A 23,663-nucleotide genomic window follows, 5' to 3' on the forward strand; every position below is an offset into this window, starting at 1 on the left:
TCAGGCGCGGCGGTCGGCGTCCTCGGTGTCCGCCGTGCGCCCGGCGGGTGCCGCCGCGGCGGCCCGGCGCTCGTCCCGGCGCGACGCCGCGATGCTCGTGACCGCGGTGAGCCCCAGGGTCACCACGATCACCGCCAGCGACACCCACGACGGCAGCTCCGGCGCCCAGCCGACCGGCTCGCCGCCGTTGACGAACGGCAGCGTGTTCTCGTGCAGCGCCTGCAGCACGAGCTTCACCCCGATGAACCCGAGCAGCACGCCCAGGCCGATGTTGAGGTAGCGCAGCCGGGTCAGCAGGCCGCCGAGCAGGAAGTACAGCTGGCGCAGCCCCATCAGCGCGAACACGTTCGCCATCAGGACGAGGTACGGCTCCTGGGTCAGACCGAACACCGCGGGGATCGAGTCGAACGCGAACAGCAGGTCCGTCGCCCCGATCGCCACCAGCACGAGCAGCATCGGCGTCACGTGCCGGCGGCCGTCGACCTTCGCGGTCAGCCGGACGCCGTCGTACCCGTCGGTCGTCGGCAGGAACCGCTGCACCACGCGCACCAGCGCCGGCGCCCTGTAGTCCTCCGCCGCCTCGTCCGCGTCCTCCCCCACGCCCTCGCGGGCGACCTTCACGGCCGTCCACACCAGGAACGCGCCGAACAGGTAGAACACCCAGGAGAACGACGCGATCGCGGCGGCGCCGATCCCGATGAACACCCCGCGGAACACCAGCGCCAGGATGATGCCGATCAGCAGCGCCGTCTGCTGGTACTGCCGCGGCACCGCGAACCGGCTCATGATCAGCAGGAACACGAACAGGTTGTCGACCGACAGCGAGTACTCCGTCAGCCAGCCGGCGACGAACTCGCCCGCCGGGCCGCCGCCCCACACGAGGGCGACGACCACGGCGAACACGAGCGCGAGCCCGATGTACATCCCCAGGTACCGCAGGCACTCCGCCGTCGTCGGGATGTGCGGCCTGCGGCCCACCACCGCCACGTCCACGATCAGGACGGCGGCAGCGAGGCCGAGGGACACGACCCAGACGAGCGGGGAGACGTCCATGCGCGGGTCAGTGCTCCTTGGTGGCGGCGGGCTCCTGCTCGTCGGTCAGGGCAGGAGCGGCGTCCCGGTCGCGCCGGGTCTTGGCCAGGCTCGCGACGGTCGCGACGGTGAGCGTACCCAGGATCACGAGCAGCGACAGCCACGTGGGGATCTCGGGGGCCCACTCGATGTGCTCGCCGCCGTTGATGAACGGCAGCTCGTTCACGTGCATCGCGTGGAACACCAGCTTCAGGCCGATGAACGCCAGGATGAACGCCAGGCCCTTGTTGAGGTACACCAGGCGCTCCAGCAGCCCGCCGATGAGGAAGTACAGCTGGCGCAGGCCGAGCAGGGCGAACGCGTTCGCCGTGAACACGATGTACGGCTCCTGCGTCAGGCCGTAGATCGCCGGGATGGAGTCCAGCGCGAACAGCACGTCGGTGGCGCCGATCGCGACCATGACGACGAGCATCGGGGTGATGAACCGCTTGCCGTCGATCTTCGTGGTCAGGCGGTCGCCGTGGTACTCGTCCACCGTCGGGAACACGCGCTTGAGCAGGCGGACCGCGACGCCGTCCTTCTCCTCGCCGGCATGCGCCAGCTCCTCGTCGTCGTGCTTCTCCTTGGCCAGCTTCACGCCCGTGTACACGAGGAACGCGCCGAAGATGTAGAACACCCAGGACCACTGCTCGATCGCCGCGGCGCCGAGCAGGATGAACACCGTGCGCAGCACCAGCGCGATCACGACGCCCACCAGCAGCACCTTCTGCTGGAACTCCCGGGGCACCGCGAACTTCGTCATGATGATGAGGAAGACGAACAGGTTGTCGACCGAGAGGCTCTTCTCGGTCACGTACCCCGCGAAGTACTCCGTCCCGTGGTCCCAGCCCCAGACGAAGCCGAGCCCCACACCGAACACGATCGCCAGGCCCACGTAGACCGCGGACCAGGTCGCGGCCTCGCGGAACGACGGCGCGTGCGGCGTGCGGACGTGCGCGAAGAAGTCGAACAGGATCATCCCGACGATCGCGACGGCGGTCGCGATCCAGACCCACAGGTCGACGGACATAGAGCATTCCTCCGGTACAGACGGCTGAAGATACGGCTGAGTACCGGAGGTCTCTCCCACCCGTGAACCGGGCCGACGTCCCGGGTCGGCGTCGTCGACGACCGTGATGACGGGGGCGTCGTGTCGGGATACTCCCCTCCACTGCGTGCGCCAGCATAGGTCATGGGTCCTACGCGCACCTCGCGGCGCCCAGGGAGCGGTGTGTGACGCGCGTCATGCCGCCGTCGTCCAGCTCACGGGTCAGGCGAAGGCCGCCCGCGGCGCTCGGGTGAACCCGAGCAGGTCCGGTGTCCGCTCCCGGTGCACGCGCGCTAGCGTCCGGCTGTCAGGGCAGGGGCAGCAACGACGTCGGACCAGCGGGAGGGACCCTCGTGGGAGCTCGGAGCGGGTCTCGGCGCCCCGCGCTCACGATCCGCCCGCGCGGGCCGGCGGGATGCACGGCCGCGGCGTCGTGACGACCGACGATCTCGTCCGTCTCCTCGACGCCCTGACCCGCCACCGGACCGACCTCCGCCGCACCGTCCTGACGCGGCAGGACGTGGCGGCGCTCCGGCTCGAGAAGCACGGCCGCACCGCCGTCGTCGAGTCGCCCGGCGACTGGTACTTCTCGGTGTGGGTCGACGCCGGGTACTTCCTGTGGGAACCCGACAAGGAGCCGACCGACACCGAGGTCGTCGCGGCACTCCGGGTGTCCACGGCCGCCGCGATGGCGTACCTGGACCGCGGCGGCGTCGTCGAGAGGCCCCGCCGGTTCCGGCGTCCCGTCCTGCACGTCACCGTTGACGGCGACCGCGTGACTTTCGACCACGCGCGCCGCGAGTCCGGCCTGCTCCGCTCCGACACGGGCTGGCAGGTGCGGCTGCAGCACGAACCCCGGGGGCCGGGGCGGGGCGTGTCCGCGACGGCGGAGACGCGCTGTCGCGTGTGCGGCCTCGACGAGGACGACGAGCGCTTCCGCGGCGCGGGATCCGCCCAGTACGTGATCTGCTCGTGCTGCGGGGCCGAGTCGGGCGTCGACGACGTCAGCACCACGGCCGTCCGCCGCTACCGGGACCGCTGGATCGCGAGAGGCGCTCCGTGGTTCACCGAGGCGGACCGCCCCGGTGACTGGAGCCTCCACCGCCAGCTCAGCCAGATCTCCCCGGAGTGGCGATGACCGACGACGGACAGGAACGCACGTGAGCAGCATCGAGTTCGCGGCTCGGGGCGCAGCCCCGCTCGCCGCGCGTCAGTGGGCGGGACCCCTGGGTGCTGCAGGCCTGGGTGCATTCCGTCCTGACCAGCCTGCGGGCAGTCGGAAGGGAGCACCCGGGGCGCCCGCCCGTGCGTGTCACGTCACGCAGAACTCGTTGCCCTCCGGGTCGGCCATGACCACCCAGGCGCCCTCGCGGGGGTCGTCGACCTCGCGCAGCACCGTCGCGCCGGCCTCGACGAGCGCTGCCGCGTGCTCCTTCGCCGCCGCGAGCTTGGCCGCGCGGTCCTCCCGGTCGACGCCCTGGGCAGCCGAGTAGCGCACGTCCAGGTGCACCCGGTTCTTCACCGTCTTGCCCTCGGGTACGCGCTGGAAGAACACCCGCGGGCCTGCGCCGGCGGGGTCCACGACCGCGTAGGCCAGGCCCCGGTCCTCGGGCGGGAAGCCCCAGGCGTCGAGGGCCGCGTCCCACGAGTCGAAGCCCGCCGGTGGCGGCTCCTCGACGTACCCGAGCGCGAACGCCCAGAACGCGCCGAGCGCGCGGGGCGAGCGCGCGTCGATCACGACCTGCACCTCGAGCGCCATGCGTGCCTCCGATCGTCGGTGGTGCGTCCCGCCGCTCCTCGGATGGCGTGGCAGGTCGTGCGCCGGGGCCGCAGGTCAGGCCGTCGCGGCGTGCATCTGCCGCAGCTCCTTCTTCAGCCCGGAGATCTCGTCGCGCAGGCGCGCCGCCAGCTCGAACTGCAGTTCCCCCGCCGCGACGTGCATCTGGTCGGTCAGCTCCTGGATGAGACCGGCGAGCTCGCCCGCCGCCGCGCCCGCGAGCTTCGTGCGCTCCGTCGGCGGCCCTGCCTTCGAGCCGAGGCCCGGGACCGGCGCCTTGCCGCGGCTGGCCTGCCGGCCAGCGCCGCCCAGCAGCTCCGCCGTGTCCGCGTCCTCGCGCGCGAGGAGGTCGGTGATGTCGCCGATCTTCTTGCGGAGCGGCTGCGGGTCGATGCCGCGCTCGGTGTTGTAGGCGATCTGCTTCTCGCGGCGGCGGTCCGTCTCGTCCAGTGCGAGCTGCATCGCGGGCGTGATCTTGTCCGCGTACATGTGGACCTGGCCCGAGACGTTGCGGGCCGCGCGGCCGATCGTCTGGATCAGCGACTTGCCCGACCGGAGGAAGCCCTCCTTGTCCGCGTCGAGGATCGCGACCAGCGACACCTCGGGCAGGTCGAGGCCCTCGCGGAGCAGGTTGATGCCGACCAGCACGTCGTACTCGCCCATGCGGAGCTCGCGGAGCAGCTCCACGCGGCGGAGCGTGTCCACCTCGGAGTGCAGGTACCGGACCCGGACGCCCTTCTCCAGGAAGTAGTCCGTGAGGTCCTCGGCCATCTTCTTGGTGAGCGTCGTGACGAGCACGCGCTCGTCCTTCTCCACGCGGAGCCGGATCTCCTCCAGCAGGTCGTCGATCTGGCCCTTCGTGGGCTTCACGACCACCTCCGGGTCGACCAGGCCGGTCGGGCGGATGATCTGCTCGACCACGCCGTCGGACATCGCCAGCTCGTAGTCGCCGGGCGTCGCCGACAGGTAGACCGTCTGGCCGATCCGATCGACGAACTCCTCCCAGCGCAGCGGTCGGTTGTCCATCGCGCTCGGCAGCCGGAACCCGAAGTCGACGAGGTTCCGCTTGCGGGACATGTCGCCCTCGAACATCGCGCCGATCTGCGGGACCGTCACGTGCGACTCGTCGATGACGAGCAGGAAGTCCTCGGGGAAGTAGTCGAGCAGCGTGTTCGGCGCCGTCCCCGGCGCGCGGCCGTCGATGTGCCGCGAGTAGTTCTCGATGCCCGAGCACGACCCGATCTGGCGCATCATCTCGATGTCGTAGGTCGTGCGCATGCGCAGCCGCTGGGCCTCGAGGAGCTTGTTCGCCCGCTCCAGGTCCTTGAGGCGCTCCTCGAGCTCGTGCTCGATGCCGTTGATCGCGCGCTCCATGCGCTCCGGGCCCGCGACGTAGTGGGTCGCCGGGAAGACGTGCACCTGCTTCTCGTTCCGGACGACCTCGCCCGTCAGCGGGTGCAGCGTCTGGATCGCCTCGATCTCGTCGCCGAAGAACTCGATGCGGATCGCCAGCTCCTCGTACACCGGGATGATCTCCACGGTGTCGCCGCGCACCCGGAACGTGCCGCGGGTGAACGCCATGTCGTTGCGGGAGTACTGCATCGAGACGAACTGGCGCAGCAGCGCGTCGCGGTCCACCTGGTCGCCGACGTCGAGCGTCACCATGCGGTCGACGTACTCCTGCGGGGTGCCCAGGCCGTAGATGCAGGACACCGAGGCGACCACGACCACGTCGCGTCGGGTCAGCAGCGAGGACGTCGCCGAGTGCCGAAGGCGCTCCACCTCGTCGTTGATCGACGAGTCCTTCTCGATGTACGTGTCCGTCTGCGCGATGTACGCCTCGGGCTGGTAGTAGTCGTAGTACGAGACGAAGTACTCGACGGCGTTGTTGGGCAGCAGCTCGCGGAACTCGTTGGCCAGCTGGGCCGCCAGCGTCTTGTTCGGCGCCATCACGAGCGTGGGGCGCTGCAGCTTCTCGATCAGCCAGGCCGTCGTGGCCGACTTGCCGGTACCCGTGGCGCCCAGGAGCGTGACGTCCTTCTCCCCCGCCTGGATGCGCTGGGCGAGCTCCGCGATGGCCTGCGGCTGGTCACCGGAGGGCTGGTACTCGGACACCACCTCGAACGGGGCGACGGTGCGCTGCAGGTCGGTCACGGGACGCATGCGTCAACCGTACGACGCGGGTCTGACACACGCCCCGGGCAGGGGGTCGGGTTCGCCGAGGGCGTGGCCGCGTGGCGGCTCGAGGCGGCGGCGCGGCCGGGGCGCGGCGGGGTGCGCGGGGCGCCCGGTGGCGGAGCACCGCGGTCCCGGTGCGCGTGGCGCGGGGCCGGTGGCGCTCGGTGAGCGGGCGCCGAGTCCTCCACAGGCTCGGTGTCGTGCGTCGTCCCCAGGCGGCGGCGCGCGCTCCGGGAGCGTGTCGGCGGCGGGTCATAGCGTGGCTCACATGTCCGATGACGTGCAGGAACGCAATGCACCCGACCTCGACGGCGGCGACGCCGACGCGGTCGCCGGTGGCGCGGTTCCGGGCGACGGCCTCGGGGAGCGGCTGGACGCGATGCCCGCCGGGGCGGCCCTGCTGGCCGAGCTGGAGGGCCTCGACCTGGGAGCGCTGCCGTCCTACGAGCTGCCCGAGGTCGTCGTCCAGGCCCGGCGGATCGCCGCGCACGCGCACGCCCTCGAGACCACCGCGGCCGCCGCGCTGGCGCGGCACCCCGACCTCCGGCACCCCGACCTGGCAGCGGTGTGCCGGTCGCTGCCCGAGGGCACCGCGTTCGTGCACGCCGACATCGCCGCCGCCGACCTGTCCGCGCGGCTCCTGGTCCCGCCGGGCGAGGCCAAGATGCTCATCCGTGAGGGCCGCGCCTACGGCGACGCCCTGGCCGACACCGGTGCCGCCCTGGCCGACGGGCGGATCGACCCGGCCAAGGCGCGCGCGATCGTGCAGGGCGCCGGCGACGAGCCCGCGCACGTCGCAGCCGCCGTCGAGGCCGAGGTGCTGCCGCGCGTGGCGGGCCGCTCGGTGAAGCAGGTCCGCGCCGACGTCGCCCGGGCGCTGAACCGGGTCGACCCGGAGGGAGTCGCCGACCGGCACCGGGCCGCTCGCGACTGCCGGGTGGTCTCCCGGCCGCGCATCCTGCAGGACGGGATGGCAGGTCTGTGGGCCGTGCTCCCGGCGGCCGAGGCCGTGCGCGTCGACGGCATGCTCGACGCCCTCGCCCGACGGTCCCGCGAGGCCGGGGACGCGCGGACGCTGGACCAGCTCCGGGCGGACGAGCTCGTCGACCGGCTGCTGGGCCGGTCCCAGAACGTCGTGGCACCTGACGGCACCGTGCTGCCGTCCCAGCGCGGCTGGGCCTACGAGGACCTGGACGCCCGCGGGGCGCCGGCCGGCGCTGCGGCGGTGGCCGCGCTGACAGGGGTCGCGCCGCCGGACGGTGAGGAGCGGGAGGGCGACGCGAGGGAGGGCGAACCGACGGAGACCGCCCCGGCGGAGACCGCCCCGGCGGAGGCCGCCCCGGCCCACCCCGGGCACGTGTGCCCGAGCGGCACGCGGACCGTCGTGCACGTCACCCTGGCGCTGTCGACGCTCATGGGCGCCGACGACGAGCCCGGCGAGCTCGCCGGGTACGGCCCGATCGACGCCCAGCAGGCCCGCGCGATGGCCCTGGACCTCGGCTCCACATGGCAACGGATCGTCACCGACCCGCTGTCCGGGACCGTCCTGGACGTCGGACGCACCACCTACCGGCCGCCCGCCGCGCTGGCCGACCACGTGCGGCACCGCGACAAGTACTGCACCGCACCCGGCTGCCCCGTGCCCGCCGCACGGTGCGACCTCGACCACACAGTGGAGTACCACCCGGCGGCCGACGGCTCACCGCCCCGACCGCTCGGGTCGACGTGCGCCCACAACCTCGGGCCGCTGTGCCGCACCCACCACCGGCTCAAGACCGCCGGCATCCTGCGCGTGCGCCAACCCACCGCCGGCGAGTTCATCTGGCGCACCCCCACCGGCCACGCGTTCCGCGTCAGGCCCGGCACCGAGGAGCCGACCATCCACCTGACCGGACGGCCGCATCCCCCAGCACCGCCGCCGTACTAGGAACGACCCGAGCAGCAGCCGCGCCGAGCAGCATGATCGGCGCGGGGCGGCCCCGACGCGCCCGGCGGGCGCCTCCATAGCCGCCCAGCAGGATCAGGCCAGCGTGCCCGCAGCCAGCCGGACGTCCTCGGTCGTCCGCAGCGCAGCGCGCAGCACGGCCCGCAACCCCTCCGCTGCCGCCTCTACGCCCAGCGACGCCGCGCCGACGGGTACCTGCTCGGGCAGCCTCGGCACGTGCACGAAGCCGCCGCGCGCCCCCGGGGCGTGTCCTGCGGCGAGCTGGTCGGCCAGGGCGTAGGCGATCGTGTTGCAGACGAACGTACCGGCGCTGTTCGAGACCTCGCCCGGGACGCCCGCCTCGCGCAGCGCCGCCAGGCAGGCCTTGACCGGCAGGGTCGAGAAGTACGCCGCGTCGCCACCGGGGACCACGGGCACGTCGACGGGCTCAGCGCCGTCCTCGTCGGCGATGCGGGCGTCCTGGACGTTCACGGCCACGCGCTCCACCGACACGGCCGACCGTCCGCCTGCCTCGCCGACGGCCACGACGAGGTCCGGCCGGACGTCGAGCAGGAGCTCCGCCAGGCGCCGCGGGGCACGCGCGAAGGAGACGGGCAGGAGGGCCGTGACGAGGGCAGCACCCTCGGCGGTCTGGTCCCACGACTCCGCGACCTCGCGCACAGCGGCCCAGGAGGCGTTGACCTCCTGCTCCTCGAACGGCTCGAAGCCGGTGAGCAGCACGGTCGGCACCGCCCCGCCGCCCGCACCCCGGTTCGCTCCCGCCAGGCGATCCGGCATCGTCCCGTCGTCGGTCTGCTCGGCGCCTCGGGTCACGGGGCGTCCACCTCCTGCTCGTCGTGCCGCTCGGCGGCGAGTCGGTCCCACAGCGCGTCGACCTGCTGCTGCAGGTCCTCGGGCGCGCCGGAGCCGTCGAGGACGACGTCGGCGACGGCGAGGCGCTCGTCGTCCGTGGCCTGGGCGGCGATGCGCCGCTCGGCCTCGTCGCGCTCGAGACCCCGGGTCCGGACGAGCCGCTCGACGCGCAGGACGGACGGGGTATGCACGAGGACGACGAGGTGGAACGCGTCGGCGCGCCCGGTCTCGACGAGCAGCGGCACGTCGTGCACGACGACGGCGCCGGGATCGGCGGTCGCCGCGGCGGCCTCCCGCTCGGCGGCGAGCCGGCGCACGACGGGGTGCACGATGCCGTTGAGTCGTTCGCGCGCGTCGGCGTCGGCGAAGACCACCGCACCGAGCGCGGGCCGGTCGAGGGTGCCGTCGGACAGGAGGACGCCGTCCCCGAACGCCTCGACGACGGCCGCCAACCCGGCGGATCCCGGCGCGACGGCGTCGCGCGACAGCTGGTCGTAGTCGATGAGGACGGCGCCCCGCGCGGCGAGGCGCTCGGCCGCGACCGACTTGCCGGCCGCGATCCCCCCGGTCAGTCCGATGCGCTGCATCGCCCCATCGTGCCGTGCCGGGGCGCAGCACCGCACCTCACCGGTCGCGCGCAGCCCCACGTCGCCGGAGCTCGCGGGTGTTGTCCACGAGGATCCAGACCGCCGCGGCGACCTGGAGGCACGCGATGACCAGGGGCACCGTCCGCCCGTCCTGCAGGGCGAAGACGGCGAGGACCACCCCGCAGGCGGCGAGGGTCACCGCGGCCACGAGGGAGGTCCGGAGTCGGCTGGTCGAGGCGTCGGCGCTCCGCATGCCCCGACCCTGCCAGACCCGCCCGCGCCGGCGCAGGCGTTCGGCCGGCAGGTCGGCCGCGCGTCAGCGCACGGTGTGCCCGGTGGCGCGCAGGTGGTCCTTGACCTGGCCGACGGTGAGCTGCCCGAAGTGGAACACGCTGGCGGCGAGGACGGCGTCGGCGCCCGCGTCGGCGGCAGCGGCGAAGTGCTCGACGACCCCGGCCCCGCCGGAGGCGATGAGCGGGATGCGCACCTCGCGCCGGACGTCGCGCAGCATGTCGAGGTCGAAGCCGGCCTCGGTGCCGTCGGCGTCCATGGAGTTGAGCAGGATCTCCCCCGCGCCGAGCTCGGCGGCCCGCACGGCCCAGGCGACGGCGTCGATGCCGGTCCCCCGGCGTCCGCCGTGGGTGGTGACCTCGTAGCCGGAGTCGGTGCGGGTGTCGCCGGTGACGCGCCGGGAGTCGACGGAGAGGGTGAGCACCTGGCTGCCGAACCGGTGGGCGATCTCGGCGATGAGCTCGGGCCGGGCGATGGCGGCGGTGTTGACGCCGACCTTGTCGGCGCCGGCGCGCAGGAGCTTGTCGACGTCGTCGGCGGACCGGACGCCGCCGCCGACGGTGAGGGGCACGAAGACCTCCTCGGCGGTGCGGCGGACGACGTCGTAGGTGGTCTCGCGGTCGCCGGAGGAGGCGGAGACGTCGAGGAAGGTGACCTCGTCGGCGCCTTCGGCGTCGTAGCGGCGCGCGAGCTCGACGGGGTCGCCGGCGTCACGAAGGTTCGCGAAGTTGACGCCCTTGACCACGCGGCCGGCATCGACGTCGAGGCACGGGATGACCCGCAGGGCGACGGACACGGTCACTCCCCTTCCGGCGCGTCGGTCGCGCCCGTGTCGCCGCCGTCGGCCGCGGGGGCGCGGGTGGCGAGGAGGTCGATGACGAAGACGATGGTCTGCCCCTGGAGCTCTTCGCTCTGGGTGGCGCCGAGGGCGTAGGACGGCGGGACGACGACCATGACCTGGCTGCCGACGGTCTGCTCGACGAGGGCCTCGGACCAGGCGGGGACGTCGTCGAGCGGGAAGGTGTTGGGGCTGCCGTTGGTCCAGGTGGAGTCGAAGGCCTCGCCGGTGGACCACACGAAGCCGGTGTACTGGACGGTGATGACGTCGCCCTCGGCGACCTGGGCGCCGGTGCCGCGCAGGAGCGGCTGGACGACGAGGTCGGACGGCGGCTCGGTGCCGGTGGGCGCGAGCGACGGGGCGCCGTCGTCGTCGAGGGTGACGGCGGGCATGCCCTCGCGCGGGGCGACGGGCTCGCCGGCGGCGCGGATGGGCAGGACGTCGAGCACGGTGACGGTCGGGTAGGACGAGGCGCTGGCGTCGGAGGCGGGGCTCAGCTGGAGGAGGCGCGCGCCGACCTTCTGGCCGGACAGGGTGGCGTACAGGTCCTTGCCGAGGTCCTCCTCGGTGAGGAGCCGCGGGGTCGGGCTGGAGGTGTACGACTCCTTGACGAGGGAGGCGTCGGCCGCGTCCTCGAGCCAGAAGTCGAGCAGGACGGGCCGCCCCTCGACGAGGTCGGGCCCGGTGCCGGGCCAGACGACCTCGTGGCTGGGCTCGGTGATGCTGAGCGGGGTGCGGTAGGTGACGGTGGGGGCGGCGCCGGCGTCGCCGGTCACGACGACCTCCGGCGGTTCCGGCTCCTGGGCGGAGCAGGCCGCGAGCAGCAGCATCGCCGCGGCGGCGCAGGCGGCCACGAGTCGTCGCACGTCGTTCCTTCCGAGGGTCCTGCAAGGTGCGCGCCCACTGTACGGGTCCCGGCACCCCCCTCCGGACGCCCCCTCGGTCGGGTCCGGTGAAGACCCGGCGGGGCCGCGGTCACATGGACTCGATGAGCCGCTCCACCCGGTCGTCGACGTTGCGGAAGGGGTCCTTGCACAGGACGGTGCGCTGGGCCTGGTCGTTGAGCTTGAGGTGGACCCAGTCGACGGTGTAGTCGCGCCGGGCCTCCTGGGCGGCCTGGACGAACTCGCCGCGGAGCTTGGCGCGGGTGGTCTGCGGGGGCACGGAGGTGGCCTCGAAGACCTCGACGTCGGTGGTGACGCGCTCGACGAGCCCGCGCTGGGCGAGCAGGTTGTACAGGCCCTCGGTGCGGGAGATGTCGTGGTAGGCGAGGTCCATGCGCGCGACGCGGACGTCGGACAGGTCGAGCCCGTGCTTGGCGCGGTACCGCTCGATGAGCCGGTACTTGATGACCCAGTCGAGCTCGCGCTCGACGAGGGACAGGTCGCCGGTGCGCAGGGCGCGCAGGCCGCGCTCCCAGAGCTCGAGGACCTGCTTGACCTCGGGGGTGGCGTCGGTCTCGGCGGCGACCCAGTCCTGGACGCGGCCGAGGTACTCCTCCTGGAGGTCGACGGCGGTGACGGTGCGCCCGCTCACGAGGGTGACGGGGTGCATGCCGGTGACGTCGTGGCTGATCTCGCGGATGGCCCGGATGGGGTTCTCGAGGGTGAGGTCGCGCATGGGCAGGCCGGCCTCGACGAGCCGCAGCACGAGGTCGGTGGAGCCGACCTTGAGCATGGTGGTCGTCTCGGACATGGAGGAGTCGCCGACGATGACGTGCAGCCGGCGGTAGTGCTCGGCGTCGGCGTGCGGCTCGTCGCGGGTGTTGATGATGGGCCGGGACCGGGTGGTGGCCGAGGAGACGGACTCCCAGATGTGGTCGGCGCGCTGGGACAGGCAGAAGACGGCGCCGCGCGGGGTGGCGAGGACCTTGCCGGCCCCGGTGAGGATCTGCCGGGTGATGAGGAAGGGCACCAGGACGTCGGACAGCCGGGAGAAGTCGCCCTGCCGGCGGACGAGGTAGTTCTCGTGGCAGCCGTAGGAGTTGCCGGCGGAGTCGGTGTTGTTCTTGAACAGGTGGATGCGCCCGGAGAGGCCCTCGTGCTCGAGCCGCTGCTGGGCGTCGGCGACGAGGCCCTCGAGGATCCGCTCCCCCGCGCGGTCGTGGGTGACGAGCTGGCGCCAGTCGTCGCACTCGGCGGTGGCGTACTCGGGGTGGGAGCCGACGTCGAGGTAGAGGCGGGAGCCGTTGCGCAGGAAGACGTTCGACGAGCGGCCCCACGCGACGACCTTGCGGAACAGGTAGCGCGCGACCTCGTCGGCGGACAGGCCGCGGCCGTCCTCGGCGGCGCAGGTGACGCCGTACTCGGTCTCCAGGCCGAAGATGCGTCGGTCCATGGGCTGGCTCCTCAGGGCAGGTCGGGTGCTGCGGCCGAGCCCAGCAGGTCCTCGAGGACCACGCCGGACAGGCGCCGGAACGCGCGGCGCGGGCGCGTGCGGTCGAGGACCGCGACCTCGAGCTGGGCGGCGGGGATGACGCGGCGGTCGTCCTCGTCGGCCCCGTCGGCGGGCGCGCCGAGCACCCGGACGGCGAGCTGCAGCACGGCGGCGAGGGGCATCCCGGGCGTCCAGGCGCCGGCGACCTCCTCGCGCAGGCGGTCGGCCTGCCCGCCCATGACGACGAACCCGCGCTCGTCGGCGACGGAGCCGTCGTAGGACAGCCGGTAGATCTGGTCGGTCGCGGCGTCGACGCCGACCTCGGCGACGACGATCTCGACCTCGAGCGGCTTGGACTCGGTCGTGAAGACCGTGCCGAGGGTCTGGGCGTACGCGTTGGCGAGGCCGCGGGCGTTGACGTCGCGCCGGTCGTAGGAGTACCCGCGCAGGTCGGCGTACCGGACGCCGGCGACGCGCAGGTTCTCGAACTCGTTGTACTTGCCGACGGCGGCGAACGCGATGCGGTCGTAGATCTCGGAGACCTTGTGCAGCGCGCGGGACGGGTTCTCGGTGGCGAAGGCGATGCCGTCCTCGTAGGCCAGGACGACGACGGAGCGGCCGCGGGCGATGCCCTTGCGCGCGTAGTCGGCCCGGTCCTTCATCAGCTGCTCGGGCGAGACGTAGAACGGCATGCTCATCGGTCGGCCTCCTCCTGCGCGCGGGCGCGGGCGTGCTGCTCGGCGCGGTCGGCCAGGACGCGCGCCACCACCTCGCCGAGGTCGTCCTGCGGCACCCGGAGGTAGCCGGCGGCGGTGACGGTGGCGACGACGGGCCAGATCCGCCGGGACGTGTCGGGACCGCCGGTGGCGGAGTCGTCGTCGGCGGCGTCGACGAGGGCCTCGACGGCGACCCGCACGGCGTCGTCGGCGTCGAGCCCGGGCCGCCAGAGCTTCTTGAGGGAGCCGCGGGCGAACACGGAGCCGGAGCCGACGCTGTGGTGCTGGTGCTCCTCGTACCGGCCGCCGGTGACGTCGTAGGAGAAGATCCGGCCGGCGCCCCGGTCGAGGTCGAAGCCGGCGAACAGCGGGACGACGGCGAGGCCCTGCAGGGCGAGGCCGAGGTTGCCGCGGATCATGGTGGCGAGCCGGTTGGCCTTGCCGTCGAGGGAGAGCAGGGTGCCCTCGATCTTCTCGTAGTGCTCGAGCTCGAGCTGGAACAGCCGGACGAGCTCGACGGCCAGCCCCGCGGTGCCGGCGATGCCGACGGCGGAGTAGTCGTCGGCGGGGAACACCTTCTCGATGTCCCGGGAGGCGATCTGCGAGCCCATGGTGGCGCGCCGGTCGCCGGCCATGACGACGCCGCCCGCGAAGGACAGCGCGACGATGGTGGTCGCGTGCGGGGCGCTCGTGCCGGGGCTCACGTCACCGACGCGCAGCGGGGTGCGCCGCCCGGGCAGCAGGTCCGGGGCGTGCTGGGCGAGGAAATCGACGAAGGACGACGACCCGGGGGTGGTGAACGCCCCGGGCAGCCGCCCCGCCGGGATCAGCGGGTCCGTCGGCACGCGTCACTGCCCGCCCTTCTGCACGAACCCGCGCACGAACTGCTCGGCGTTGGTCTCGAGGACGTCGTCGATCTCCTCGAGGAGGGCGTCGACCTCGGCGTCGCGCTGCTGCGCGGCGGCGGTCACCTGCTCGACGTCGGGCTCGTCGACCGGCTCGTCGTCCTCGCGACGGTCCCGAGCGCGCTCCTGACCAGCCATGTGCACCTCCGGCGGTAGTCGGGCACGGGCCGCGCGCGCTGGGCGTGCGACCCGCAGTGCCACCACCCTAGGCCCTGGTCGGCGCGCATTCCCCTGGGGGCCTGGCGCGTCGCGGCGTCGCGCGCCGTGGCAGGTCAGGAGCCGAGCGCCGCCAGGAGGCTCGCGACGTCCGGGGAGGTCTCGAGCAGGGTCTCGACGTGGGCCCGCGTGCCGCGCAGCGGGTCCCGCATGGGCACGCGCTGGAGGGTGGGCGCGCCGGGGACGTCGAAGACGACGGAGTCCCAGCTGGCCGCGGAGACGTGGGCGCCGAACCGGGCGATGGTGCGGCCGCGGAAGTACGCGCGGGTGTCCTCGGGCGGGGCGGTGACGGCGGCGCGCACGTCCTCGTCGGTGACGAGACGCTCGACGGCGCCGGCGTCGACGAGCCGGTGGTACAGCCCGCGCTCGGGGCGCACGTCGGACCACTGGAGGTCGACTGCGGCGAGGCGCGGGTGGTCCCAGTCGAGGTGGTCGCGGCGACGCAGGCCCTCGAGGAGCCGCATCTTGGCGAGCCACTCGACCTCGCGGGCGCAGGACGCCGGGTCGGTGGCCAGCCGGCCGAGGAGGGAGCCCCACCGGGCGAGGACGTCGGCGGTCTGGGCGTCGGGTCCGTCACCCCCGACGGCGGGGCGGCCGAGCGCGGTCCGCACGGCGGCGAGGTACTCCTGCTGGATCTCGATCGCGGTGAGCAGCCGCCCGTCGGCGAGGTGCAGCCTCCGGGTCAGGGTGAGGTCGTGGCTGACGGCGTGGACGGAGCCCACGGGGTCGGCCAGGGCGAGGCGGTCGAGGGTGCGGCCGAGGTCGGCGGCGGAGCCGTCGGCGATGCGCTCGATCAGCCACAGGACGAGGGAGGTCGTGCCGAGCTTGAGGTAGGTGGGGACCTCGAGCTGGTTGGCGTCGCCGATGATGACGTGCAGCCGCCGCCACTTGTCGGGGTCGGCGTGCGGCTCGTCGCGGGTGTTGACGATGGGGCGGCGCAGGGTGGTCTCGAGACCGACCTCCGCCTCCATGTAGTCGGCGCGCTGCGAGAGCTGGAAGCCGGCCTCCTCGCCGCGCTGGCCGATGCCGACGCGCCCGGCGCCGGTGAACACCTGCCGGGTGACGAGGAACGGGGTGAGCCGCGCGGCCAGGTCGACGAACGGGACGGACCGTTCGACGAGGAAGTTCTCGTGGGTGCCGTAGGTGGCGCCCTTGCCGTCGACGTTGTTCTTGTACAGCGCGACGTCGGGCAGGGCCGGGGTGGACGCCAGCGCGCGGACGGAGGCGAGCATGACGAGCTCCCCCGCGCGGTCCCAGCGGACGGCGTCCAGGGGGTTGGTGACCTCGGGCGAGGAGTACTCGGGGTGCGCGTGGTCGACGTACAGCCGGGCGCCGTTGGTGAGGATGACGTTGGCCGCGCCCGGGTCCTCGTACTCCTCGACGAGCGACCGGGCGACCTCCTGCGGGCCGTCGGCCGAGGCGCCGGGGGCGGCACCGTCGGACACGGACCCGTCGCCCGAGGGAGCGGGGCGGGCGGGGTCGTCGGTGAGCAGCGACGGGTGCGCGGCGGCCCGCTGCAGGTGGAAGCCGCGGGCGTCCTGCAGGGGGTCCTCGTCGTCGTAGTCCCACCGGGCCTTGGCGCGACCGCCCTGGCGGGCCGCGGCGTGCACGGCGACGACGTGGCTGGACAGGAGCATCGGGTTGGCGGTCGGGCGGCCGGGCTGCAGCACGCCGTACTCGGTCTCGATCCCCATCACGCGGCGCACGGTCACGCGGCCCACCCTATGTCGGGGCCGGTGGTCGGCGACGCCGCGCGCGGGTGGATCCCTCCGCACCGCCACGCCCGGGCGTGTCCGTGCGGAGGGATCCACTCGCGGCTCCGGTCGGGTCAGCCGTTGCCGCCCGGCCGGCCGCCGCCCTGGCCGCCGGCGCCCTGCCCACCGCCCGGCTGCCCGCCGCCGCCCATCCCGGAGGTGTGCTCGCCCGCGGTGACGGTGAGCACCTCGGTCGCACCCGCGGCGTCGCCCGACGCGGTGTAGCCCCCGACCGCGTCCCCGGACGGGGCCGCCCCGGAGACCACGGTGTACTGCTCCCCCGCCGTGAGGTCCGCGGTCGAGATGACGAGCGAGGTGATCTGCTTCGTCGGGGTGAAGGTCGCGACGACGGTGCCGTCGGCGTCGACGACGGCGAGGGTGGTGCCCGCGGTCTGCGCGCTGTCGAACGTCGCGGACACCCAGCCCTGCCCGTCGGTGCCCGGCGCCATGGCCATGCCGGAGGAACCCGCCGCGACGAGGGTGCCGCCGGTGACGGACGGGGTGCTGTCGGCGTCGATCGCGCCGTTGCCGTCGTTCGTCGGCCCGTTCACGACGACGGTGCCGCCGGACATCGTGAGGGTGCCGTTGGCGTCCAGGCCGTCGCCGCCCGCGTCGACCGCGACGGTGCCGCCGGTGATCGTGAGGCTGGCGGTGCCGGCGGACTCGCCGCCGGGTCCGGCCCAGTCGCCCTGGGCGTCCTCGGTGGACCCCGTGGCGCTGCTCGCGGCGTTGATCCCGTCGTCGGAGGCCACGACGGTGATGTCCCCGCCGGCGAGGGTGATCGCCTCGGCCTCCAGGCCCTCGTACGAGGTGCGCACGTCGACCGAGCCGCCGGTGACGTCGAGGGCCGCGTCGGCGTGCACGCCGTCGTCGCCGCTGGACAGGGTCAGGTCCCCGTCGGTGATCGACACGATGCCGTTGGAGTGCACGGCGTCGTCGGCGGAGTCGACGGTGACCGCGCCGCCGCCGACCACGACGCTCGCGGAGCCCTTGACGCCCTTGGTGGAGGTCTCGTCGGTCGGCCCGGTGCCGCTGCCGCCGCCCGCGGTGACGTCGAGGATGCCGCCGGTGACCACGACGTCGGTCTCGGCGTCCACGCCGTCACCGTCGGCCGCGACGGTCAGGTCGCCGCCGGAGACGACGACGAACCCCTCGGTCGCGTCGCTGTCGTCGTCCGTCTTCAGGCCGTCGCCCCCCGCGGTGACGTCGAGGGTGCCGCCGGAGACGACGAGGTAGTCCTTGCCGCGGATGCCGTCGTCCACGGCGTCGACGGTGATCTGCCCGGACTCGATCACCAGGCCGTCCTTCGACGCGATGCCGTCGTTCGCGTTGCCGGTCACGGTGAGCGCGCCGTCCCCGGTGATCGTGAGGTCGGCGGTGCTGAACAGGGCGGCGTTCGGCGCGTCCCCGGCGTCGGCGTCGGCGTAGGTCGCGGCGTCGGTCAGCGCGTTGCTGGAGCCGTCGGCCAGCTCGACCACCGCGGAGCCCGCGCTGCTGATCACGAGCGGGGCGCCGGTGGACGAGGTGAGGTCCGCGCCGTCCAGCACGAGGTGCACGACGGCGTCGCCGGCGTCGACGACGACCTGGCCGTCGTCCAGGGTGCCGGTGACCGTGTAGGTGCCGCCGGCGGTGATCGTGACGACGGACCCGTCGACCGTGACGCCCTCGGCGTCGGACGTGGCGGTGCCGCCGTCGAGCGTGATCGTGCCGGTGGCGGTGCCGGCGTCCGCGACCTCGTGCACGTCCGCGTTCGCGGCGAGCACCTCCTCGGCGGTGGCCCCCGCGGCGACGTCGGTGACGGTGGTGCTGGTCGTGCCGGCGGCGTCGGACGAGCCGGAGCCCGTGCCGGCCACGGCGTCGGCGGTGCAGCCGGTGAGCAGCAGGCTGAGCAGGACGGCGGGGGCTGCGAGGGCGGTGACGATGCGGCGGGGTCGGCGCACGGTGGGCTCCTTCGTGGGGATCGGGGTCGCGTGGGTGGTCGTGGGTCGCGCGGGTCGGGACCGCGCGGGGCCGACCCGGGTCAGGCGGGTCAGGCCGGTCAGGCGGCGAGCGTGCGGCGCAGGGTGCGCCGCCACGGCCGGCCGCCGAGGGCAGGGTCGAGGACGACCAGCCCGGTCGCGTACTTGGAGATGCGGCTGGGCCGGTGGCCGAGGGCCCACAGGGCGCGGTCGGCGGCGGACGCCCCGGCGACGCTCTTGGTCTCGACGACGGCGTGCCCGGGCACGGCCGCGACGGACCGCGCGCCCAGCCACTCGAGCCCCGTGTCGACGGTCAGCCGCGCGCCGTCCGGGAGGTGCAGGGTCCGGCGCCGGTACTGCGTGGTGAGGGTCGGCGCGAGCAGCGGCTCGGCGCCGTCCCCGGCGGGCGCCAGGTCGACGCCGTGGGCACGCAGGGTGCCGACGACGAAGCCGAGCGCGTCGCCGACGTCGTCGCGGGCGCGCACGTCGTGCTCGCGCCGCTCCTTGACGGTGGTGCCGCGGGGCCCGCGGGTCTTCACCTCGAGCCAGCAGCCACCGGTGTCGGTGTAGGTGCGGGTGCGGACCTTGTACCGGCGGCGCCGGCGGCCCGCGGCGAGGTGGAAGGCCTCGAGGTCCGGGGTGTCGAAGTACACCGACTCGTACCCGAAGGCGTCCCGGCCGGCGATGACGAGCCGGCGGGTGCCGGCCGGCAGGGCCGCGACGAGACCGGGCAGGGCGGCGAGCGGGAGGACGTACTTGCGGTCGACCCGGGTCTGGAGCGCGGCGGTGGCCTGGAGCTCGTCGAGGTCGATCACGGGGAGCTGCGCGAGGCCGGCGAGGTGCGGGACGGCGGCGACGGGCGCGACGCCGGCCGCGGTGAGCGGGACCCGCGACGCGTCCAGGGCCGGCACGGCGACCTCCGCTACCTCGGGCCCGGCGCCGCTCATCGTGCGGCCCCGGACAGCGCCGACCCGACCCGCGCCGGGTCGTCGGCGGGCGCGGAGCTCGCGGGCGCAGCGCCCCCGCGGCGCTCGGACGGCGTCGCCCCCGTCCGGACCCGCGGGCCCGCCCCGCCCCGCGCTCCGGTGGGCGGCGCGGCGTACCGCACGTCCACGACGGTGGTGTCGTCGACGAGGTCGAGCCGCTGGACGGTCGCGCCGTGCACCCGGGCGCCGAGCAGCTGCTCCAGGTGCGCGACGAGGGCGGCGTGGTCGCCGAACGCCCGGTCGACGACGACGACCTGCTGCCGGTACCCGCGCAGCAGCCGGGGGTGGTCGCCGACGTACAGGGCCGCGAGGACCATCGCCATGAGCACGAGGGCCAGCGCGCCGAGGGACGAGCCGAGCCCGCCGATCAGCCCGAGCGCCAGGGCCGCGAAGTAGTACGCGACCTCGCGCTGGTCGATCTCGGAGGACCGCAGCCGGATGATCGACAGGACGCCGAACAGGCCGAGCCCGAGCCCCGCGCCGACGGTGCTCGTCGACAGGGCGCCGGCGACGGCGAGGACGCCGACGTTGACGCCGAGGAACGCGACGACGAGGTCGCGCCGGCGGTGCCGGGGGAAGTACAGGGCGAAGGTCAGGACGGCGATCGCCACCACATCGGCGGCGAACAGGACGGCGGCAGGCATGGGCACCTCGCGGGTCGGGGATGAACGCCCGGTGAACCGGGTGCATCCATCAAGCCGCGCGGTGCTGTGGGGTCGCTGTGCGCACGGCAGGGCCCCGGTGTGGGTCGTGGCCCCGGCGCCGTCCGGGTGAACCCTCCGCGACCCGGCACGTGCACGCGGTGGCGGTCGCTAGCGTCGGGCGAGCCCTCTCGACCCAGGAGACCCGGTGGACACCAAGCACGCCCTCGTCACCGCCCTTGCCCCCTACCTCGAGCCCGGCGAGCAGGTGCGGTCGGTCACGGTCGCCCAGGTCAAGAGGTCGGCGATCGGGAACGTCGCAAAGACGGCGGTGGCGAGCACGGTGCTGGGCGTGGCGTCGATCGCCCTGAGCGGAGGTCTGGTGCAGGCCGGCGCGGTCGTCTCGTCGCCGGCGGTCTGGTGCGTGGCGACCTCCGAGCGGGTGCTCCTGATCGCCCGCGGGGGCGGCGCGCTGGACGATCGGGTGCTGGTCAGCGCCCCCCGCTCGTCGGTGACCGCACGCCTGCGCGGGTTCCCGCTGACCGAGGTGACGCTCTCGGCGCGTGCCGACGGGGGCACCGTGGTGCGGCTCAACCTCGGTGTGAAGCGCGCGGCCGCTCGCGCGGTGGTGGAGGCCCTCGAGCCCGCGCGTCCGGGGACGGTCAGCACGCGCTGACCGTCCCCGGACGGCCGGGACCGCTACAGGTACTGCCCCGTGCTCTGCACGTTCTCGATCCGGCGCGAGGCCTCCTCGCCCTTCTTGTCCTGGACGATCGTGCGGATGAACACGATGCGCTCCCCCTTCTTGCCGGAGATGCGCGCCCAGTCGTCGGGGTTGGTGGTGTTCGGCAGGTCCTCGTTCTCCTTGAACTCGTCGACGCACGCGGTGAGCACGTGCTCGACGCGCAGGCCGCGCTGGCCGGTCGCGAGGAGGTCCTTGATCGCCGACTTCTTCGCGCGGTCGACGACGTTCTGGATCATCGCGCCGGAGTTGAAGTCCTTGAAGTACAGGACCTCCTTGTCACCGCTCGCGTAGGTGACCTCGAGGAACCGGTTCTCCTCGTTCTCGGAGTACATCCGCTCGACGGCCCGGGCGATCATCGCGTCGACGGCCGCGGCGGTGGAGCCGTGGTGCTCGGCGAGGTCGTCGGCGTGGATCGGCAGGTCCGGGGTGAGGTACTTGGCGAAGATCTCCCGCGCGCCCTCGGCGTCGGGGCGCTCGATCTTGATCTTCACGTCGAGGCGGCCGGGCCGCAGGATGGCCGGGTCGATCATGTCCTCGCGGTTGGAGGCGCCGATGACGATGACGTTCTCCAGGCGCTCGACGCCGTCGATCTCGGCGAGGAGCTGCGGGACGATCGTGGTCTCGACGTCGCTGGACACGCCGGTGCCGCGGGTGCGGAACAGCGACTCCATCTCGTCGAAGAACACCACGACGGGGTGCCCCTGCGAGGCCTTCTCCCGCGCCCGGGAGAAGATCAGCCGGATGTGCCGCTCGGTCTCGCCGACGTACTTGTTGAGCAGCTCGGGGCCCTTGACGTTGAGGAAGTACGACTTGGCCTCGGTGACCTCCTCGCCGCGCGCGCGGGCGGACGTCGCGGCGAGCGAGTGCGCGACGGCCTTGGCGATGAGGGTCTTGCCGCACCCGGGGGGCCCGTAGAGCAGGACGCCCTTCGGCGGCTTGAGCCCGTGCTCGCGGAACAGGTCGGGGTGCAGGAACGGCAGCTCGACGGCGTCGCGGATCTGCTCGATCTGCGGGCCGAGGCCGCCGATGTCGGCGTAGTCGATGTCCGGCACCTCCTCGAGCACGAGGTCCTCGACCTCGGCCCGCGGGACGCGCTCGAACACGAAGCCGCTGCGGGCCTCGACGGTGAGGGCGTCGCCCACGCGGACGGAGCCGTCCAGCACCTGGCCGGCGAGCCGCACGACGCGCTCCTCGTCGCCCCGCCCGACGACGAGCGCGCGCTCGCGCCCGATGAGCTCCTTGACCGTCACGAGCTCGCCGACCTGCTCGTAGCCGCCGGCCTCGACGACGGTCAGCGCCTCGTTGAGCATGACCTCCTGGCCCGGCCGCAGCCGGTGGACGTCGATGGCCGGGCTGGCGCCGACGTGCATCTTGCGGCCCGACGACACGACGTCGACGGTGCCGTCCTCGCGCGCGGCGAGGAACGTCGCGAACGTGCCCGGGGGCTTCGCGAGGTCGTCGATCTGACGCTTGAGCTCGATGATCTGGTCGCGCGCCGCCACGAGCGCGTCGGACATCCGCTCGTTCTTGGCGGCCAGGAGCGCGAGCTCGCGCTGCAGGTCGCGGGCTGTCGGTTCCGTCATCGCCGGTACCTCCGATCGCGGGTCGACCTCACGGCGCTGTGGGGCTGTCGTGGGGAGACCCTAACCACACGTGTCAATCGCAGCCGGGACGCCCCGCCGCGGCGGTGCCGGGTCAGTCGGCCTCGGGTGCCTGGCCGACGTCGCGGCGGACCTTGCGCACCTTCTTGTCGGAGACGGCGCGCTCGCCGAGGGCCTCGGGGGTCCACTCGGCGTCGGGCACCTCCTGGAAGGACCTGCTGGTCACGACGTCGCCGACCTCGTCGACGAGCGCGGCCTCGCCCGGCTGGGAGCCCTTGGCGGGGCGGCGCTTGCGCAGCGGCGGCAGGACGCCGTCGGCGAGCCGGCGGGTGGTGAGCAGGAAGCCGGTATGGCCGATCATCCGGTGCTGCGGGCGGACGGCCAGGCCCTCGAGGTGCCAGCCGCGGACCATCGACTCCCAGGCCTGCGGCTCGGTGTACCGGCCGTCGGCGCGCACGTCCTCGGCGAGCCGGGAGAGCTGGGTCGCGGTGGCGACGTAGGCGATGAGCACGCCGCCCGGGGCGAGGGCGGCGGCGACGGCGTCGAGGTTCTCCCAGGGCGCGAGCATGTCGAGGACGACGCGGTCGACCTCCCCCGTCGCCTCGGCGAGGGGCAGCACGTCGGACAGGTCGCCGACGGACAGCCGCCACGCGGGGTGCGGGCCGCCGAAGAAGGTCTCCACGTTGCCGCGGGCGATCGCGGCGAAGTCCTCGCGGCGCTCGATGGAGTGCAGCCGTCCGCCGTCGCCGACCGCGCGCAGCAGGGACAGGGTGAGCGCGCCGGAGCCGACGCCGGCCTCGACGACGCGGGCGCCCGGGTAGATGTCCGCCATCGCGACGATCTGGCCGGCGTCCTTCGGGTAGACGACGGCAGCGCCGCGCGGCATGGACAGGGTGTAGTCGCTGAGCAGCGGGCGCAGCGCGAGGTACTCGACGCCGCCGCTGCTCGTCACGGTCGTGCCCTCGGGCGCGCCGATGAGCTCCTCGTGCCGGAAGTAGCCCTTGTGCGTGTGGAACGTCGCGCCGGGCGCGAGCGTGATCGTGTGCAGCCGGCCGCGCGGGTCGGTCAGCTGGACGCGCTCCCCCACCCGGAGCAGGCCGCGGCGCTGGTCGGCGCCCGTCGGCGTGGGGGCGGCGGCGGGCTCGGGCGCGGGGGTCTGCTCGGTCACGGGGGTCGAT

The 23,663-nt window shown here is 73.9% G+C and carries 22 protein-coding genes; 3 read left to right on the forward strand and 19 right to left on the reverse strand.

Going from position 1 to position 23,663, the window contains the following annotated elements:
- On the reverse strand, nt 1-1,053 hold the full coding sequence (locus tag KVT14_RS01980; protein WP_217614130.1) for a TerC/Alx family metal homeostasis membrane protein: 1,053 nt from the start codon (nt 1,051-1,053) through the stop codon (nt 1-3).
- A 7-nt stretch (nt 1,054-1,060) separates the two neighbouring features.
- Nucleotides 1,061-2,101: a TerC family protein gene (locus KVT14_RS01985; protein WP_217614131.1), complete on the reverse strand. Its 1,041-nt coding sequence runs from the start codon at nt 2,099-2,101 to the stop codon at nt 1,061-1,063.
- A gap of 451 nt (nt 2,102-2,552) precedes the next feature.
- On the opposite strand from KVT14_RS01985, the gene KVT14_RS01990 reads away from it, so the two are divergent.
- Nucleotides 2,553-3,257, forward strand: a complete 705-nt coding sequence (locus KVT14_RS01990; protein ID WP_217614132.1) for a hypothetical protein — start codon at nt 2,553-2,555, stop codon at nt 3,255-3,257.
- Between the two features lie 174 nt (nt 3,258-3,431).
- Here KVT14_RS01990 and KVT14_RS01995 read toward each other — a convergent pair whose 3' ends face one another.
- Together KVT14_RS01995 and uvrB are read right to left on the reverse strand one after the other, a co-directional pair.
- Nucleotides 3,432-3,878, reverse strand: coding sequence for a VOC family protein (locus tag KVT14_RS01995; protein WP_217614133.1), 447 nt, complete (start codon nt 3,876-3,878; stop codon nt 3,432-3,434).
- A gap of 75 nt (nt 3,879-3,953) precedes the next feature.
- Complete coding sequence (uvrB, locus tag KVT14_RS02000; RefSeq protein ID WP_217614134.1) at nt 3,954-6,059, reverse strand: excinuclease ABC subunit UvrB; 2,106 nt, start codon at nt 6,057-6,059, stop codon at nt 3,954-3,956.
- Between the two features lie 283 nt (nt 6,060-6,342).
- Here uvrB and KVT14_RS02005 point away from each other — a divergent pair, with 283 nt between their 5' ends.
- Entirely contained in the window at nt 6,343-8,001 is a 1,659-nt protein-coding gene (locus KVT14_RS02005; RefSeq protein ID WP_217614135.1) for an HNH endonuclease signature motif containing protein, read from the forward strand.
- A 93-nt stretch (nt 8,002-8,094) separates the two neighbouring features.
- On the opposite strand, the gene pcp is transcribed toward KVT14_RS02005, so the two are convergent.
- The 13 genes from pcp to KVT14_RS02070 form a co-directional block, all read right to left on the reverse strand.
- Entirely contained in the window at nt 8,095-8,832 is a 738-nt protein-coding gene (pcp, locus tag KVT14_RS02010; RefSeq protein ID WP_308160824.1) for a pyroglutamyl-peptidase I, read from the reverse strand.
- On the reverse strand, nt 8,829-9,458 hold the full coding sequence (coaE, locus tag KVT14_RS02015; RefSeq protein ID WP_217614136.1) for a dephospho-CoA kinase: 630 nt from the start codon (nt 9,456-9,458) through the stop codon (nt 8,829-8,831). Before coaE ends, pcp begins: the two co-directional genes overlap by 4 nt.
- 37 nt (nt 9,459-9,495) lie before the next feature.
- Nucleotides 9,496-9,711, reverse strand: a complete 216-nt coding sequence (locus tag KVT14_RS02020; protein ID WP_217614137.1) for a hypothetical protein — start codon at nt 9,709-9,711, stop codon at nt 9,496-9,498.
- 63 nt (nt 9,712-9,774) lie between these two features.
- Nucleotides 9,775-10,545 carry an imidazole glycerol phosphate synthase subunit HisF gene (gene hisF / locus KVT14_RS02025; RefSeq protein ID WP_217614138.1) on the reverse strand — a complete coding sequence of 257 codons (771 nt, stop codon included), beginning with the start codon at nt 10,543-10,545 and terminating at the stop codon, nt 9,775-9,777.
- Nucleotides 10,546-10,547: 2 nt separating this feature from the next.
- A complete protein-coding gene (locus KVT14_RS02030; protein ID WP_217614139.1) occupies nt 10,548-11,453 on the reverse strand; it encodes an FKBP-type peptidyl-prolyl cis-trans isomerase in 906 nt (301 codons plus the stop codon).
- 109 nt (nt 11,454-11,562) lie between these two features.
- Nucleotides 11,563-12,924: a Pup--protein ligase gene (gene pafA / locus KVT14_RS02035; RefSeq protein WP_217614140.1), complete on the reverse strand. Its 1,362-nt coding sequence runs from the start codon at nt 12,922-12,924 to the stop codon at nt 11,563-11,565.
- Nucleotides 12,925-12,935: 11 nt separating this feature from the next.
- Nucleotides 12,936-13,661, reverse strand: coding sequence for a proteasome subunit alpha (gene prcA, locus KVT14_RS02040; protein WP_217614141.1), 726 nt, complete (start codon nt 13,659-13,661; stop codon nt 12,936-12,938).
- Nucleotides 13,658-14,509: a proteasome subunit beta gene (gene prcB / locus KVT14_RS02045; protein WP_217614206.1), complete on the reverse strand. Its 852-nt coding sequence runs from the start codon at nt 14,507-14,509 to the stop codon at nt 13,658-13,660. The genes prcA and prcB overlap by 4 nt, the downstream gene beginning before the upstream one ends.
- Nucleotides 14,510-14,527: 18 nt before the next feature.
- Entirely contained in the window at nt 14,528-14,722 is a 195-nt protein-coding gene (locus KVT14_RS02050; protein WP_217614142.1) for a ubiquitin-like protein Pup, read from the reverse strand.
- 134 nt (nt 14,723-14,856) lie between these two features.
- Nucleotides 14,857-16,512 carry a depupylase/deamidase Dop gene (gene dop / locus KVT14_RS02055; protein ID WP_308160825.1) on the reverse strand — a complete coding sequence of 552 codons (1,656 nt, stop codon included), beginning with the start codon at nt 16,510-16,512 and terminating at the stop codon, nt 14,857-14,859.
- Between the two features lie 116 nt (nt 16,513-16,628).
- On the reverse strand, nt 16,629-18,494 hold the full coding sequence (locus KVT14_RS02060) for a carbohydrate-binding domain-containing protein (RefSeq protein WP_217614143.1): 1,866 nt from the start codon (nt 18,492-18,494) through the stop codon (nt 16,629-16,631).
- 98 nt (nt 18,495-18,592) lie between these two features.
- Nucleotides 18,593-19,423 (reverse strand): polyphosphate polymerase domain-containing protein, encoded by an 831-nt coding sequence (locus tag KVT14_RS02065; RefSeq protein WP_308160826.1) that lies wholly within the window; start codon nt 19,421-19,423, stop codon nt 18,593-18,595.
- 32 nt (nt 19,424-19,455) lie between these two features.
- A complete protein-coding gene (locus KVT14_RS02070; protein WP_217614145.1) occupies nt 19,456-20,142 on the reverse strand; it encodes a DUF4956 domain-containing protein in 687 nt (228 codons plus the stop codon).
- A 205-nt stretch (nt 20,143-20,347) separates the two neighbouring features.
- Between KVT14_RS02070 and KVT14_RS02075 the strand changes: the two genes are divergently transcribed.
- Nucleotides 20,348-20,815, forward strand: coding sequence for a hypothetical protein (locus tag KVT14_RS02075; protein WP_217614146.1), 468 nt, complete (start codon nt 20,348-20,350; stop codon nt 20,813-20,815).
- 23 nt (nt 20,816-20,838) lie between these two features.
- Here KVT14_RS02075 and arc read toward each other — a convergent pair whose 3' ends face one another.
- On the reverse strand, nt 20,839-22,467 hold the full coding sequence (arc, locus tag KVT14_RS02080) for a proteasome ATPase (RefSeq protein WP_166939190.1): 1,629 nt from the start codon (nt 22,465-22,467) through the stop codon (nt 20,839-20,841).
- Between the two features lie 112 nt (nt 22,468-22,579).
- Nucleotides 22,580-23,653, reverse strand: coding sequence for a tRNA (adenine-N1)-methyltransferase (locus KVT14_RS02085; RefSeq protein WP_217614147.1), 1,074 nt, complete (start codon nt 23,651-23,653; stop codon nt 22,580-22,582).
- Between the last annotated feature and the right edge of the window lie 10 nt (nt 23,654-23,663).

The organism is Cellulomonas sp. GbtcB1 (assembly GCF_019091725.1).
GTDB lineage: Bacteria > Actinomycetota > Actinomycetes > Actinomycetales > Cellulomonadaceae > Cellulomonas.

Bases quoted from the DNA above. Each gene is read 5' to 3' on its own strand.
- KVT14_RS02050 (WP_217614142.1), bottom strand. From the start codon at position 14,722: ATGGCTGGTCAGGAGCGCGCTCGGGACCGTCGCGAGGACGACGAGCCG.
- pafA (WP_217614140.1), bottom strand. From the start codon at position 12,924: ATGGACCGACGCATCTTCGGCCTGGAGACCGAGTACGGCGTCACCTGC.
- KVT14_RS01985 (WP_217614131.1), bottom strand. From the start codon at position 2,101: ATGTCCGTCGACCTGTGGGTCTGGATCGCGACCGCCGTCGCGATCGTC.
- coaE (WP_217614136.1), bottom strand. From the start codon at position 9,458: ATGCAGCGCATCGGACTGACCGGGGGGATCGCGGCCGGCAAGTCGGTC.
- KVT14_RS02070 (WP_217614145.1), bottom strand. From the start codon at position 20,142: ATGCCTGCCGCCGTCCTGTTCGCCGCCGATGTGGTGGCGATCGCCGTC.
- uvrB (WP_217614134.1), bottom strand. From the start codon at position 6,059: ATGCGTCCCGTGACCGACCTGCAGCGCACCGTCGCCCCGTTCGAGGTG.
- KVT14_RS01995 (WP_217614133.1), bottom strand. From the start codon at position 3,878: ATGGCGCTCGAGGTGCAGGTCGTGATCGACGCGCGCTCGCCCCGCGCG.
- KVT14_RS01980 (WP_217614130.1), bottom strand. From the start codon at position 1,053: ATGGACGTCTCCCCGCTCGTCTGGGTCGTGTCCCTCGGCCTCGCTGCC.
- arc (WP_166939190.1), bottom strand. From the start codon at position 22,467: ATGACGGAACCGACAGCCCGCGACCTGCAGCGCGAGCTCGCGCTCCTG.
- KVT14_RS02020 (WP_217614137.1), bottom strand. From the start codon at position 9,711: ATGCGGAGCGCCGACGCCTCGACCAGCCGACTCCGGACCTCCCTCGTG.
- prcA (WP_217614141.1), bottom strand. From the start codon at position 13,661: ATGAGCATGCCGTTCTACGTCTCGCCCGAGCAGCTGATGAAGGACCGG.
- KVT14_RS02005 (WP_217614135.1), top strand. From the start codon at position 6,343: ATGTCCGATGACGTGCAGGAACGCAATGCACCCGACCTCGACGGCGGC.